We start from the raw sequence: 16955 nt of genomic DNA, 5'->3' as shown, positions 1-16955 counted from the left end.
CTGTCGTGCCGTTCCCCGGCGTCGTGCCGTTCCCGGACGCCGTGCCGTTCCGCGACGCTGTGCCGTTCCCGGACGCCGTGCTCTCCCGATCCGGGCCGGTCGGGTCGTCCGGTACGGCCAGCTCGGCGAGGAACGCCCGGAGCTGGGCGGCGACCCGGTCCCGCACGCCGGGGTCGTCGGCCCCGTCGGGCAGGGCGGCGCGCAACCGGTCCAGCTCCGCCGCCAGCACCGTCTCGGGCTCCGGGGTCAGCAACGCCAGCAGGTGGGCCGCCACCGCCGCCGCGGTCGGGTGGTCGAAGACCAGGGTCGCCGGCAGGGTGAGCCCGGTGACGGTACTCAGTCGGGTGGCCAGGGAGACCGCCGCGAGCGAGTCGAACCCCAGCTCCGTCAGGGACCGCTTGGGCGGTATGGCCGCCCCGCTGGCGTGCGCCAGCACGACGGCGATCTCGGTGCGTACCAGGTCGAGCAGGACCCGCTCCCGCTCGGCCGGTGTCCCGGTGAGACGGTCGAGCAGTTCGTTCCCGGCCGCCGACTCCGCCGGTTGGGGTTCCGGCGTGTCCACCGGCGACGCGGGGTCGAGCCGGCTTTCCGGACCGGACCCGATGGCCGGACCGGACCCGATGGCCGGACCGGACTGGATGGCCGCTGGGGGATCCGGCCAGTAGCGGACGTGCTGGAACGGATACCCCGGCAGCTCAACCCACGCGCCTCCCCGATGCCCATTCACCCGCGACCAGTCCACCCGGCCACCCGCCACGAACACCCCCGCCAGCCCTTCCAGGAAAACCCGGAACTCCTCCCGCCCCCGCCGACCCAGCCCCACCGCCACCACCTCGTCGGCCATCCCCAGACCCGCCGCCACCTCCCGCACCATCGGCGTCAGCACCGCATCCCCGCCCAACTCCACGAACACCCGACCACCACCCGCCACCGCCACACCCACCGCATCGGCGAACCGCACCGGTCCCCGCGCCTGCCGCACCCAGTAACCCGGGTCCGTCACCTCCCCACCACCCGTCGCCACCATCCGCAACCCCGGCACCCCCACCTCAACTCCCGCCACCACCTCAGCGAACTCCCCCAACATCGGCTCCACCCAAGCCGAATGGAACGCCCGCCCATCCGCCAACCGCCGCACCCGCACCCCCGCATCCGCCAGCCGCCCCACCAACCCCGACACCGCCTGCTCATCCCCCGACACCACCGTCGACCCCGGCCCATTCACCGCCGCCACCTCCACCCCGGCCACACCCGCCAACCACCCGGCCACCGCCTCCTCACCCGCGCCCACCGCCGCCATCGCCCCGCTCGGGTCCAGTCCCTGCATCAACCTGCCCCGCGCACACACCAACCGCGCCGCATCCCCCAACGACAACACCCCCGCCACATACGCCGCCGCCACCTCACCCACCGAATGCCCCACCACCACATCCGGAACAACCCCCAACCACCCCAACAACCGAAACAACGCCACCTGCACCGCAAACAAACCCGGCTGCGTAAACACCGTCTCACCCAACAAACCCGACCCCGAACCCGAACCCTGATCCGGATCCGCGAACAACACCGTCGACAACGGCCGATCCAACCACCGATCCAACTCCCCACACACCAACCCCAACACCTCCCCAAACACCGGAAACACCCCCGCCAAAACCCGACCCCACCCCACCAACTGCGACCCCTGACCCGAAAACACAAACACCACACCACCCGAACCCGACGACACCACCCGCCCACCCGACACCACCAACGACGACACCCCACCCGAACCCACCACCCCCAGTCCCTCCGTCAACTCCCCCACACCGCCCGCAACCACCACCGCCCGCCGCTCCAAAACACCCCGACAGCCCAACGAAAACGCCACATCACCCAGCGACACGCCGCCACCGCCCACCACCTCAGCCAACCCATCCGCCAACCGCCGCAACCCACCAACCGACCGACCCGACAACACCACCGCAACCGGCAAACCCGAAGAACCAGAACCGTCAGAAGCCGGAACAACAGAACCAGCAGGCACCACAGCAGAACCAGAACCATCAGAATCCGAAACAGAACCCGACAACGAAGAACCGAAAACCGGACCACGACCCAACCCCGCAGCCGCCTGCTCCACAATCACATGCGCATTCGTCCCCGAAATCCCAAACGACGACACACCCGCCCGCCGCACCCGACCCACCACCGGCCACCCCACCAACCCCCGCACCACCGACACACCCACCCAATCCACCAACCCCGACGGAACCCCCACACCCAACGACCCCGGCACCAACCCAAACCGCATCGACAACAACACCTTCACCACACCCACCAAACCCGCCGCCGCCTGCGTATGACCCACATTCGACTTCACCGAACCCAACAACAAATCCCCACCCACACCCCGACCCACCCCATACACATCCACCAACGCCCCCACCTCAACCGGATCCCCCAACCGCGTCCCCGTCCCATGCCCCTCCACCACATCCACATCCCCCGCCACCAACCCACCCGACACCAACGCACCCCGCAACACACCCCGCTGCGCCACCCCCGACGGCGCCGACAAACCATTCGACGCACCATCCTGATTCACCGCAGAACCCCGAACCACCCCCCACACCCCACCACCAAAACCACGACCAACCACCACCGACAACCGCTCCACCAACAACACCACCACACCCTCGGAGACACCCGTTCCGTCCGCCGAGTCCATGTACGCCTTCACCCGACCGTCCGGGGCGAGCGCGCCCTGCCGACTGAATTCGACATGGGTGAACGGCGTCGCGGAGACGGTGACGGCACCGACCAGGGCGCGATCACATTCACCCGCCCGGATCGCCTGCACCGCCAGATGCAACGCCACCAACGACGACGAACACGCCGTATCCACCGTCACCGCCGGCCCCTCAAGACCAAACACATAGGACAGGCGACCCGAGTTGACGCTGCCGGCGTTTCCGGTGCCTCGGTAGCCCTCCAGATCGCCGTAATCCCGTAGCAGGTCGAGGTAGTTGTCGTTCATCGCGCCGACGTAGACGCCGGTGTTGGTCCCTCGCAACGAACCGGGATCAACGCCCGCGTCCTCCAACGCCTCCCACGCCACCTCCAACAACAACCGCTGCTGCGGATCCATCGCCAACGCCTCCCGCGGCGAAATACCGAAGAACTCCGCATCGAAACCCGCCACGTCATCCAGGAACCCGCCCACCCCAACACCCACGCCGGACAATCCGGGGTCCCAACCCCGATCGGTCGGGAAACCCGACACCACCTCCCCACCCGACACCAACAGATCCCACAATTCAGCCGGCGAACCCACCCCACCCGGCAACCGACACCCCACCCCCACAATCACCACCGGATCCGGCTCCGCCGAAGACCCAGAACCCGCCGAAAACCCGGACCCAGCAACCGAACCATCGACCGAACCCGAACCCGAACCCGAACCCGAACCAACACCAGACCCAGACCCAGACCCAACAGCCGCACCCGTCAAGAACCCAGCCACCGCGGCCGGGGACGGATAGTCGAAAACCAGTGTCGCCGGGAGCCGGCGCCCGGTTGCGGCGGCGAGCCGGTTACGCAGTTCGAGCGCGGTCAGCGAATCCAGTCCGAGATCCTTGAAGTTACGGTCCGGTTCGAGGGCGTCCGACCCGTCGTAGCCGAGCACCACCCGCAGCTCGGCCAGCACCAGTTCGGTGGTCGCCGCGAACGACCCGTCGCTGGTCGCCGCGAACGACCCGTCGCCGGTCGCCGGCCGTGACCCGTCGCCGGCACGCCGGTCCGGACCCGCCGGGGCGATGCCGCGCAGCAGCGCCGGGACCTGCCCGGGGGTGAGCCGGCGCAGCGCGCCGAGGTCCAACGCCACCGGCACCACGTTCACCGACCCCGCGCCGACGGCCGCGTCGAAGAGGGCGAGTCCGTCCTCTGGCGAGAGCGGGACGATCCCGGTACGGGCCAGCCGGGCCCGATCGGCACCGGCGAGCGCGACGACCTTGTCGCTGCCCGCCCAGGTGCCCCAGGCGAGCGAGGTCGCCGGCAGCCCTTCGGAACGTCGCCGTTCGGCCAGCGCGTCGAGGAAGGCGTTGCCCGCGGCATAGCCGGCCTGCCCGGCGTTGCCGAGTACTCCGGAGATGGACGAGAACAGCACGAACGCGGCAAGGTCCAGGTGCCGGGTCAGCTCGTGCAGGTGCCAGGCCGCGTCGACCTTGGGGCGCAGCACGGTCGCCAGCCGGTCCGGTGACTGGGCGGCCAGCACTCCGTCGTCCAGCACCGCCGCCGCGTGGACCACCCCGGTGAGCGGATGCGCGGCGGGTATCTCCGCGAGCAGCCCGGCCAGCGCCGCCCGGTCGGCCACATCACACGCCGCCACGGTGACCTGGGCGCCCAGCTCGGTCAGCTCGGCTGTCAGCTCGTCGAGCGAGGCGGTCGAACCCTGTCGGCTGGCGAGCACGAGGTGCCGGACGCCGTGCTCGGTCACCAGATGACGAGCCACCAGCCGGCCCAGCGCACCGGTACCCCCGGTGATCAGTACGGTGCCCTCCGGGCCCCACGGGACGGCGCCGGTCGCGGCCGGCGCCGCCGTGACCGGCGCCGTCCCTCCGACCGCCGGCGGTACCCGGACCAGGCGCGGTGCCTGGACCACACCGGCCCGGATCACCAGTTGCGGTTCGTCGAGCCCGAGGGCGGCAGGCGGTACCGGGCCGTCGGCGTCGACCAGGACCAGCCGGCCCGGATGCTCAAGCTGAGCGACGCGCGCCAGACCCCGGGCCGCCGCCTCCGCCAGACCGGCGCCACGTGACACCAGCACCAGCCGGGCCGCACCGAAGCGCTCGTCGGTGAGCCACCGTCGCAGCAGGCCGAGTGTTTCCGTCGTCACCGCGCGCACGGTTCCGGGGGTGTCGGGGTCGGGGGCGTCGGGGTCGGGCCCGTCGACCACCGGTACCGGAGTCAGCACCGTGGCCGGCACCGCTCCGGCGCGGGACAGCGCGTCGAGATCCGGGTACGCAACCGCCTCGATGCCCGCCGAGGCGAGGTCCGCGAGCAGGGACGGCTCCCCGCCGAGCACCGCCCATCCCCCGCCGGGCAGCCGGGCCGGTACGTCAACCGGCGTCAGCTCCACCCGGAACAGCGCGGCGTTGGGGTCGCGGGTGGACCGCCGCACGGTTGTCGGGCGGAACGCGATGGACCCGATCGCCCCGACCGGGTTGCCCGCCCCGTCGGTGAGCTGGACGGAGACGGCGTCGGTGCCCACCCGGACGAGGTGGGCGCGCAGCTCGGAGACGCCCGTCGCGGACAGCCGGACATCGGTGAACGCGAACGGCAGCAGCGTACGGTCGTCGGGGGCGTCGAGGCCGAAGGCGTGCAGGATCGCGTCGAGCAGGGCCGGATGCAGCAGGAACCGGTCGAGGTCGTCGGCCGCGTCGGCCGGAAGCACCGCCTCGGCGTAGACCCCGGTGGGGTCCAGCCAGGCGGCGCGGAGACCCTGGAAGGCCGGCCCGTACCGGTAGCCCCGGGCCGCCAGGCTCGGATAACGGTCGGTGAGGTCCACCTCGGCACTCCCCGCCGGCGGCCACCCGGCGGCCGGCGGGACCGAGGAAACCGGCGGGACCGAGGAAACCGGCGGGACCGAGGAAACCGGCGGGACCGAGGAAACCGGCGAGGTCGACGAAACCGGCAAAACCGGTGCGGCCGGGTCGTCGGCGGGCGCGAGGGTTCCCACCGCGTGCCGGGTCCACGGCACCTCCGGACCGGCGGCCTCGGGCAACGAGTAGACGGCCAGCCGGCGCCGACCGGTGCCATCCGCGCCATCGACCACCGCCTGGAGCCGTACGACGGTGCCGGCCGGCAGCGGCAGCGGCGCCTCCAGGGTCAGCTCGTCGACGCGCGCACAGCCGAGTTCGGCCCCGGCCCGCAGCGCCAGGTCCAGGAACGCGGTGCCGGGCAGCAGTGGGGTCTCGCCGAGGGCGTGGTCGGCGAGCCACGGGTGGGTACGGACCGACACCTGCCCGGTGAGCACGTGCCCGTCGGCGTCGGGTCGGGGGAGCGCCGGGCCCAGCAGGTCGCGCGGGGTGTCGTCCGGGGCGCCGGTGAGGGACTCCAACCAGTACCGGCGCCGCTGGAACGGGTACGTCGGCAGGTCCACCGGGCGGGCGGCGGTGCCGGCGAAGGTCGCCGCCCAGTCCACCCGTACCCCCGTGACGTGGGCCTCGGCGAGCGCCGTGACGAACCGGCGCAGCCCGCCGTCGTCGCGGCGCAGGGTGTTCACCACCACCGCGTCGACCCCGGCGAGTTCGGCGGTCTCCTCGATGCCGGCGGTCACCACCGGGTGCGTGCCCACCTCGATGAAGGTGTGGTGGCCCCGGTCGAGCAGCGTGCGGACCGCCCCGGCGAACCGCACCGGTTGGCGCAGGTTGGCGTACCAGTAGTCCGGGGTGAGCCCGGTGGTGTCCAGCGGATCGCCGGTGACGCTCGAATAGAACGGCACCGTGGCGGCCCGAGGGGTGATCGGGGCCAGCGCGGCGAGCAGGTCGGCGCGCAACGGTTCCACCCGGGCCGAGTGCCCGGCCTGGGCGGCCGGGATCAGCTTGGCCCGTACCCCCTCGTCGTCGCACCCGGCGACCAGCTCCCGGCAGGCGTCGGCGTCCCCGGACACCACCACCGAGGACGGGCCGTTGACGGCGGCCACGGAGAGCCGCCCGGCCCAGCGGGCGAGCCGGGCGGTGACCTCCGCCTCCGGCAGCGCCACCGAGGCCATCGCGCCACCGGGCGGCAGTTGCGCCAGCGCCCGGCTGCGCGCCACGACCACCCGGGCGCCGTCGTCCAGGGACAGCGCGCCGGCGACGCAGGCGGCGGCCACCTCGCCCTGGCTGTGCCCGATGACCGCGTCGGGGCCGACCCCGTGTGCCTGCCACAGCCGGGCCAACGACACCATGACCGCCCACAGCAGCGGCTGGGTGACCTCCACCCGCTCCAGCGCGACCGGGTCGGCCAGCGCCCGCCGGGGCGACCAGTCCAGGTGGGGCGCGAGGGCCCGCTCGCACTCCGCGAACCGGTCGTGGAACACCGGCGAGGTCTCCAGCAGCTCCCGGCCCATCCCCACCCACTGGGCGCCCTGGCCGGGGAAGACGAAGACCGTCCGGCCGCCCGGCCGGACCGTACCCCGGACCACCTGCGCCGCCGGAGCGCCGCCGGCCAGCGCGGCGAGCCCGGCGTCGAGTTCCGCCGGCCCGGCCGCGACCACCACCGCGCGGTGTTCCATCGCGGCGCGGGTGGCCGCCAGCGACAGCGCCAGGTCGGGCCCGGCCGGCAGGCCGCGCAGCGCGGCCGCCCGGTCCCGCAGCGCCGGATCGTTACGGGCCGAGACCGGATAGGGCAGGACCTGCGGGGGTACGGCGACAGCCGCCGGCCCGGGCGGCGGCTCGGGGGCCTGTTCCAGGATGACGTGCGCGTTGGTGCCGCTGACCCCGAACGCCGACACGGCCGCGCGTCGTGGTTCGCCGGTCTCCGGCCAGGTCACCGGCTCGGTGAGCAGTCGCACCGCCCCGGTGGACCAGTCCACCTCCGGCGACGGTCGGTCGGCGTGCAACGTACGGGGTAGCCGCCCGTGGCGCAGCGCCAGCACCATCTTGACCACGCCGGCCATCCCGGCCGCCGCGAGGGTGTGGCCGAGGTTGGACTTGACCGAGCCCAGCCACAGTGGACGGTCGGCCGGTCGACCCTGCCCGTAGGTCGCCAACAGCGCCTGCGCCTCGATCGGGTCGCCGAGCGGGGTACCGGTGCCGTGCGCCTCCACCGCGTCCACCTGCCCCGGCGAGAGCTGCGCGGCGGCCAGCGCCTGCCGGATCACCCGCTGCTGCGACGCGCCGTTGGGCGCGGTCAGCCCGTTGCTGGCGCCGTCGGAGTTCACCGCCGAGCCGCGTACCACGGCCAGCACACGGTGGCCGTGCCGGTGGGCGTCGGTCAGCCGCTCCAGTACCAGCACCCCCACGCCCTCGGCCACCCCCATCCCGTCGGCGTCGGCGGAGAACGGCTTGCACCGGCCGTCGGGGGCGAGCACGCGCTGCCGGCTGAACTCCACGAGCATCCCCGGGGTGGCCAGCATGGTGACCGCGCCGGCCAGCGCGAGGGAGCACTCCCCGTTCCGGATCGCCTGGGCGGCCAGGTGCAGCGCCGACAGCGAGGTGGAACAGGCCGAGTCGACGGTCACGACCGGCCCCTCCAACCCGAGTGCGTACGCGATCCGCCCGGACAGCACGCTGCCCAGGCCGCCGGTGAGCAGGTGCCCGGCCACCGCCTCCGGGGCGCGCTGCATCGGCGTGCCGTACTCCTGGTCGTTGCGCCCGACGTAGACGCCGGTCTGGCTGCCCCGCAAACCGGTCGGGTCGATGCCGGCCCGTTCCAGCGCCTCCCAGGCGACCTCCAGGATCAGCCGCTGCTGCGGGTCCATGGCCAGTGCCTCGCGGGGCGAGATGCCGAAGAACTGCGCGTCGAACTCGGTCGCCCCGGCCAAGAAGCCGCCACGGCGCGCGTACGAGGTGCCGGGGCGCCCCGGGTCGGCGTCGTAGAGCGCGTCGAGGTCCCAGCCACGGTCACCGGGCAGGTCTCCGGTGGCGTCGGTACCCGCGACGACCAGCTCCCACAGTTCCTCCGGTGAGGTCACCCCGCCCGGGAACCGGCAGGCCATCCCCACGATGGCGACGGGTTCGCGCTCCCGTTCCTCGATCTCCTGCAACCGCCGGCGGGTCCGGCGCAGGTCGAGGGTCACCCGCTTGAGGTATTCGCGGAGCTTCCCGTCGTCCATCGGTGCGGTCCCCTCCGGGCCGCGACCCGACGGCGTCCCGTCCAGGGCACGACCTGGGGCCGTCTCCTTCGGGGCGTGGCCCGATGGCGTCCCACCCGGGCCGTGGCCCGCCGTCGACTCGGTCATTCCGGTCCGACCTCTCGATCGATGAGCGCGAACATCTCCTCGTCGCTGATCAGGTCCAGGTCGACGTCGCCGCCGGCGTCGGCCGGCTCGTCGTCGAGCCGGACCAGCAGCGCCCGCAGCCGGCCGGCGAGTTCCCGCCGCGCCCGCCCGTCGGTGGCCGCCGACGGCAGCACGACCTCCAAGCCGTCGAGGTGGGCATGGGCCACGGCCGCCGGCGGCGCCGCCTCCGGCACCAGTTCGGTACGCAGGAACTCCGCAGCCGCCCCCGGGCTGGGGTGGTCGAAGATCAGGGTGGCCGGTACGCGCAGCCCGGTCACGGCGCTCAACCGATCGACCAGGCCCAACGCCGCGAGCGAGTCGAAGCCCAGGTCCCGGAACGCGGCATCGGTCGGCACTTTGGCCGACTGGGTGTGCCCGAGTTGCGCGGCGGCGTGCCGCACGACCAGGTCCGTCAGCAGCGCCAGTTGGTCCGGCTCGGAGAGTCCGGCGAGGCGGTCGGCGAGCGGCGGTCCGTCGGCCGCGTCCCCGTCGGCCGTGGCCGCCGGTTTTCCATCGGCCCTGGCGGGCGCGACCGGCGGGGGCGCGGCGGCGACCTCGGCCAACAGTGGCCGGCGCCGGGCCACGGCGAAGACCGGACCGAACAGCGTCCAGTCGACATCGGCGACGGTGAGCGTGGTCTCGCGCCGGTCGAGCGCCTGCCGCAGAGCGCGGAACGCCAGCTCCGGGTCGAGCAGGTGCAGCCCGCGCCGGTCCAGCTCGACCGGGTCCTCGCCCTCGGGCAGCCGCGCACCACCCCAGGCGCCCCAGGCGACCGCGGTGGCCGGGCGGCCACGCTGCGCGCGCTGCTCGGCCAGCGCGTCCAGGTAGGCGTTGCCCGCGCCGTACGCGCCGTGTTCGGCGCTGCCCCACACCCCGGCGACCGAGGAGAACAGCACGAACGCGTCCAGTGGTTCGGCGTCGAGCAGTTCGTCGAGGATCGCCGCCCCGCCGACCTTCGCGGCGGTGATCTCGGCCAACTCGTCGACGGTGGTGGCGGCCAGCGGCCCGAGCCGGATGTGGGCGGCGGCGTGGACCACCGACCGGACCGGCTCACCGCGTTCCGCGAGCTGGCCGAGCAGGGCCGCCACCGCGCTCCGATCGGTGATGTCGCAGGCCACCGCCGTGACCCGGACCTCGGGTCGGGGCGGCTCGGGCACCGCCACGGCCCGCCGTCCGGCGAGTACGACGCGTTCCGCCCCGGCCTCGGCCAGCCAGCGGACGATCAGCGGGGCGAGCGCGCCGGTCCCGCCGGTGACCAGCACCGTGCCGCCCGGCCGCCACGGTGTCGCCGCCGTCGGTTCGGCCGGGGCCCGGACCAGCCGACGGGCGAAGACACCGGCGGGCCGGATCGCCACCTGGTCCTCGCCGCCGCCGCCGGTGAGTACGCCTCGGAGCCGGTCCACAATCCCGGAACCGTCGGCGGCGTCCACCCTGACGCCGTCGGCGGCGTCCGGTCCGGGACCGTCGGCGGCGCCTGGTCCGGGACCGTCGGCGGCGTCCGGGCAGGACGGCAGGTCGACCAGGCCGCCCCAGATCGCCGGGTGTTCCAGCGCTACCGCCCGGCCGAGACCCCAGGTCTGGGCCTGGGCCGGACTGGTCAGCCGGTCGTCACCGCCGACGCTGACCGCCCCACTCGTGACGAGCCACAACGGTGCCGCCAGGTCGAGATCGACAATGGCCTGGACGAGCAGCAGCGTGGCCGCGAGTCCACCGGACAGCCCGGGATGCCCGGGATGCGGTGCCTCGTCGAGCGCCAGCACCGACGCGACCCCGGCGACCGGTCGCCCGGCCGCCGCCGCGCGCAGCTTCGCCGCCAGCCCAGCACGGTCGTCCCTGCCGAGGTCCGCGGTCACCGTGACCGCTGCCGGGCCGAGCGCCTCGGCCACCGCATCCGATGGTCGGGGCCATCCGGCTTTGTCGCCGAGGAAGGCGGTAGATCGGGCGGGCTCGATCCGGTCGACGGGTTCGGCCGGGGGCGTTACCTGGAACACCTGGCGCCCCGGCCCGTACTCGGCCGGCGTCACCAGCAGCCAGACCCCCACAGCCGGCCCGACCGGCCGTCGGTCGGTCGGGACCGCCAGCCCGGCCGGCACCTCGGCCGGCTCGGCCTGCGCCGCCAACCCGACCGGTGCCGCCAACCCGGCCTGCGCCGCCAACCCGGTCTGCGCCGGCAGCCCGGCCGGGTCGGGCTTCCCGAGGGGTAGCGACCGCCACACGACGCGGTACCGCAACCGGTCCACCGCCGCCGCGCTGCCACGGTCCGGCCGCTCGATCCCAGCCGGCGAGTACCAGTAGCGGGTGTGCTGGAAGGGATACCTCGGCAGCTCAACCCACCGACCCTGCCGATGGGCGTTCACCCGTGACCAGTCGACCCCCACCCCGGCCACGAACACCCGCGCCAAACCCTCGACAAAAGCCCGGAACTCATCCCGATCCCGACCCACCAACCCCACCGCCACCGCACCCGAATCGACACTCACCGCCTGCCGCAGCATCGGCGTCGACACCGCGTCTCCACCCAACTCCACGAACACCCGGCCACCACCCGCCACCGCCGCGTCCACCGCATCGGCAAGCCGCACCGGTTCCCGCACCTGCCGCACCCAGTAGCCCGGGTCCGTCACCTCCCCACCACCCGCCGCCACCACCCGCAACTTCGGCGCCCCCACCTCGATCCCCGCCGCAACCTCCGCGAACTCCGCCGCGCCGCTCGGATCCGGTCCCTGCATCAACCTGCCCCGCGCACACACCAACCGCGCCGCATCCCCCAACGACAACACCCCCGCCACATACGCCGCCGCCACCTCACCCACCGAATGCCCCACCACCACATCCGGAACAACCCCCAACCACCCCAACAACCGAAACAACGCCACCTGCACCGCAAACAAACCCGGCTGCGTAAACACCGTCTCACCCAACAAACCCGACCCCGAACCCGAAGCCGAACCTGACCCCCGATCCGAATCCGGATCCGGATCCGCGAACAACACCGTCGACAACGGCCGATCCAACCACCGATCCAACTCCCCACACACCAACCCCAACGCCTCCCCAAACACCGGAAACACCCCCGCCAAAACCCGACCCCACCCCACCCGCTGCGACCCCTGACCCGAAAACACAAACACCACACCACCCGAACCCGACGACACCACCCGCCCACCCGACACCACCAACGACGACACCCCACCCGAACCCACCACCCCCAGTCCCTCCGTCAACTCCCCCACACCGCCCGCAACCACCACCGCCCGCCGCTCCAAAACACCCCGACACCCCAACGAAAACGCCACATCACCCACCAACAAACCCTCGCTACTCACCAACGCACTCAACCCACCCGCCAACCCCCGCACCGCCGCCACCGACCGACCCGACAACACCACCCCAACCGGCAACTCACCAGCAACAGAAGGAGAAGAAGAAACCAAAGAATCAGAACCACGACCCAACCCCGCAGCCGCCTGCTCCACAATCACATGCGCATTCGTCCCCGAAATCCCAAACGACGACACACCCGCCCGCCGCACCCGACCCACCACCGGCCACCCCACCAACCCCCGCACCACCGACACACCCACCCAATCCACCAACCCCGACGGAACCCCCACACCCAACGACCCCGGCACCAACCCAAACCGCATCGACAACAACACCTTCACCACACCCACCAACCCCGCCGCCGCCTGCGTATGACCCACATTCGACTTCACCGAACCCAACAACAAATCCCCACCCACACCCCGACCCACCCCATACACATCCACCAACGCCCCCACCTCAACCGGATCCCCCAACCGCGTCCCCGTCCCATGCCCCTCCACCACATCCACATCCCCCGCCACCAACCCACCCGACACCAACGCACCCCGCAACACACCCCGCTGCGCCACCCCCGACGGCGCCGACAAACCATTCGACGCACCATCCTGATTCACCGCAGAACCCCGAACCACCCCCCACACCCCACCACCAAAACCACGACCAACCACCACCGACAACCGCTCCACCAACAACACCACCACACCCTCGGCCCAGGCGGTTCCGTCGGCATCCTGGCTGAATGCCTTGACCCGGCCATCCGGTGCCAGTCCCCGTTGTTGGCTGAATTCCACGAACATTCCCGGTGAAGCCATTACCGCCACGCCGGCGACCAGGGCGCGATCACACTCACCCGCCCGGATCGCCTGCACCGCCAGATGCAACGCCACCAACGACGACGAACACGCCGTATCCACCGTCACCGCCGGCCCCTCAAGACCAAACACATAGGACAACCGACCGGACGCCACACCACCGGTCGTGCCGGTCAGCACATAGCCGGCGACGTCCTCGCCGGCCCGGTCGAGCCGCGGTCCGTACTCCGATGACGTCGCGCCGACGTAGACGCCGGTGTTGGTCCCCCGCAACGAACCCGGGTCAACGCCCGCGTCCTCCAACGCCTCCCACGCCACCTCCAACAACAACCGCTGCTGCGGATCCATCGCCAACGCCTCCCGCGGCGAAATGCCGAAGAACTCCGCATCGAATCCCGCCACGTCATCCAGGAAGCCGCCCACGCCGACCACCGACGAACCCACGCCGCCAGCGCCCACCAGCCCCGGATCCCAGCCCCGATCGGTCGGGAAATCCGACATCACCTCCCCACCCGACACCAACAGATCCCACAACTCAGCCGGCGAGCCCACCCCACCCGGCAACCGACACCCCACCCCCACAATCACCACCGGATCCGACCCATCCACCGGTCCCGCAGCCGCAGAAGACCCAGCGCCCACCCTCGAACCAGAACCGTCCGGGGACCCGGATCCGACAGCCGAGCCGGCCAGGAACCCAGCCACCGCCACCGGCGACGGATGGTCGAAGACCAACGTCGCCGGCAGGGTCGTTCCGAACTCGTCGGCGATGGCCGTCGAGAGTTCGACCGCGGTCAGCGAGGTGGCGCCGAGGTCCCGGAAGGTCGCCTCAGGCTCGACCTCCGCCGGATCGGCGTAACCGAGCACGCGGGCGGTCACCCGCCGTACCGCGTCGAGCAGGCGGCGTGGATCCCGTGGCTTCGCCGTCCCCGGCCCGGCGCTACGGACGTCCGCGCCGCCGACCACCGTGGCCCCGACCGCCGTGCCGCCAGCCTCGGTGCCCCGGACCGCCGTGGCACCGGGTTCGGCCGCGCCGGCCGCACTGTCGCGATCCGATGCGCTTCCGGTGGCGGTGCCGCCGCTCCGCACATCGGGCAACCAGGTGCGGCGACGCTGGAACGGGTACGTCGGCAGATCCACCGGCCGACCGGACCAGCCAGCGAAGACGCGGTCCCACCGCACGTCCACCCCCTGGACATGCAGTTCGGCGGCGGCGGCGAGCACGGTCGCGGTTTCCGACCGGTCCGCCCGGGTCACCCCGGTCGCCAGCGCCGCGCCGCCGGATTCCGCGAGGCAGTCCCGGACCATCGGGGTCAGCACGGTGTCGGGGCCGAGTTCGAGGTACGAGGTGATCCCGTCGGCCGCCATCGCGCGTACGGCGTCGAGGAACCGCACCGGCCGGCGGGCATGGCTTACCCAGTGGTCCGGCGCGGTGAGTTCGGCGGCCGTGGCGGTCCGCCCGGTGACCGCCGAGACCAGCGGGATCGTCGGGGCCTCCGGAGCGAGCCGTTGGACGACCTGCGCCAGGTCGTCGAGCGCCGGATCCATCAGCGGTGAGTGGAAGGCGTGGCTGACCTGGAGCCATCGGCTCCGCAGGCCGGCTGAGTCGAGCCGTTCGGCGATGGCGCGCAGCGCGTCGGCCGCGCCGGAGAGCACCGTGGATCGCGGTCCGTTCACCGCGGCCACGTCCACCACGGACGAGTGGTCACGAAACAGTGGCCGCAGCTCCGCCTCGGTCGCCCGGACCGCGAGCATCCCGCCGCCAGCCGGCAACGCCTGCATCAGCCGTCCTCGCGCGCAGACCAGCTCGGCCGCAGCGCTGAGCGGGAAGACCCCGGCGACGTGCGCGGCGACCAGTTCACCGACCGAGTGCCCGGCCACAACCTCGGGCTGGATTCCCCAGTCGGTCACCAGGTGGTGCAGCGCGGTGCCGATGACGAACAGGGCCGGCTGGGTGTAGGCGGTCTGGCCGAGCAGTTCGGCCTCCGCCGAGCCCGGATCGGCCCAGAGCAGCGACCGGATCGGTCGGTCGAGGTACCGGTCGACGGCGCGGCAGACGTCGTCCAGCGCGTCGGCGAAGACCGGGAACGTCTCGGCCAGTTCCCGGCCCACGCCCACGCGCTGGCTGCCCTGACCGGTGAAGAGGACGGCCAGCCGTGGCCGGTCCCGGGCCGTTCCCCGCACCGTACCGGCGCTCTGGCCGGCGGCGGCCACCTCGGTGAGTCTGCCTGCCAGCTCGACCCGGTCGGCGGCGAGCAGGACCGCCCGGTGCGGAAACCGGGTACGGGTGGTGGCCAGCGAGTACGCCACGTCGAGCGGTTCCGGTGCCGGCTCCTCGGCCACCCGCGCCGCCAACCCGGCGGCCTGGTCCCGCACCGCCTGCTCGGTCCGGCCGGACAGCAGGTACGGCAGCACCGCCGGTGGTCGCCGGCCCGGCGTGGCAGTCGGATGGGGTTGGGTCGGCGAGGCAGTCGGATGGGGTTGGGTCGGCGCGGCGGCCAGCACCAGGTGCACGTTCGTGCCGCCCATCCCGACGGAGCTGACCCCGGCCACCAGCTCGGCATCCGGCCGTGGCCACGGGGTGGACTCGGTCACCACCCGCAACCGCAGCACCGTCAGGTCGATCGCCGGGTTCGGGGTGACGAAGTTCAGGCTCGCCGGCAGCATCCGGTGATGGAGGGCCAGGACCGTCTTGATCAGGCCGGCTACTCCGGCGGCGGCCTCCAGATGGCCGATGTTGGTCTTCACGGACCCGATCGGCAGCCGCCGGCCCGGGGGTTGGGCGGCACCGATCACGGCGCCGAGCGCGGCGGCCTCGGCCGGGTCGCCGAGCGCGGTTCCACTGCCGTGCGCCTCGACGTACTGCACGTCGACCGGGTCGGTGCGGGCCGCCCGGTACGCCTGGCGGAGCACGTCGCGCTGGCCGGCCGGGTCGGGGGCGGTGAGGCTGTCGCCGCCCCCGTCGTTGTTGGCCGCTCCACCGCGGATGACGCAGTAGATCCGGTCGCCGTCGGCGATGGCCCGGTCCAGCGGCTTGAGCAGGACGACCCCGCCGCCCTCACCCCGCACGTACCCGTTGGCGCGGGCGTCGAAGGCGTGGCAGCGGTTGTCCGGGGAGAGCGCGCCGAACCGTTCGACCATCAGGAAGCCCTCGGCGAGCAGGTTGAGGTGGACGCCGCCGGCCAGCGCCAGCGTCGCGTCCCCCGCCCGTAACGTGTTGACCGCGAGGTGGACGGCGGACAGCGCCGACGACTGTCCGGTGTCGACGGTGAGGCTCGGTCCGCGCAGGCCGAGCAGGTACGACACCCGGTTGGCCACCAGGCCACGGCTCAGCCCCGACACGGTGTGCTCGGTCACCGCCGCCGGGCCACTGTCGTGGGTCAGCCGGGCGTAGTCGTCGTCGTTGGCGCCCATGACGACCCCGACCCGCTCACCGGCGAGGTTCGCGGGCACGATCCGGGCGTCCTCCAGCGCCTCCCAGCACAGCTCCAGCACCAGGCGCTGCTGCGGGTCCATCGCGGTGGCCTCGCGCGGGGAGATGCCGAAGAAGCGGCAGTCGAACCCGTCCACCGAGTCGAGGTAGCCGCCGGGCGGGAGACCGGGTCGGGGGGCCGCCGTGACGCAGTCCCGGCCGTCCCGCAGCAACCGCCAGAACTCGGCAGGGTTGGTCGCGCCCGGAAACCGGCAGGCCATCCCGATCACGGCCACCGGACCGGGGGCCGAGCCGTCCACGCCGACGCTGGTGATCATCGAGGCCCTCCCGAGGTGTCCGCACCCGCAATCTCCCCCGGAACACGGCGGGTCGAGAACCCCAGAAGCGCGGTTGACCACCCCTATCGATCAGCCGGCCC

At 72.8% G+C, this 16955-nt stretch carries 1 protein-coding gene and 1 pseudogene; both read right to left on the bottom strand.

All coding sequences use genetic code 11. The annotated features are described in order from the left end of the window. Positions 1 to 250: 250 nt before the first annotated feature. A pseudogene (locus tag ACXN5W_RS19735) lies at positions 251 to 8794 on the bottom strand (type I polyketide synthase); the annotation flags it as partial. Positions 8795 to 8922: 128 nt separating this feature from the next. After that, complete coding sequence (locus ACXN5W_RS19730; protein WP_473159807.1) at positions 8923 to 16854, bottom strand: type I polyketide synthase; 7932 nt, start codon at positions 16852 to 16854, stop codon at positions 8923 to 8925. Positions 16855 to 16955 lie beyond the last annotated feature (101 nt).

Source organism: Plantactinospora sp. A48 (assembly GCF_055793945.1).
This window is presented reverse-complemented; position numbering and strand designations above follow the sequence as displayed.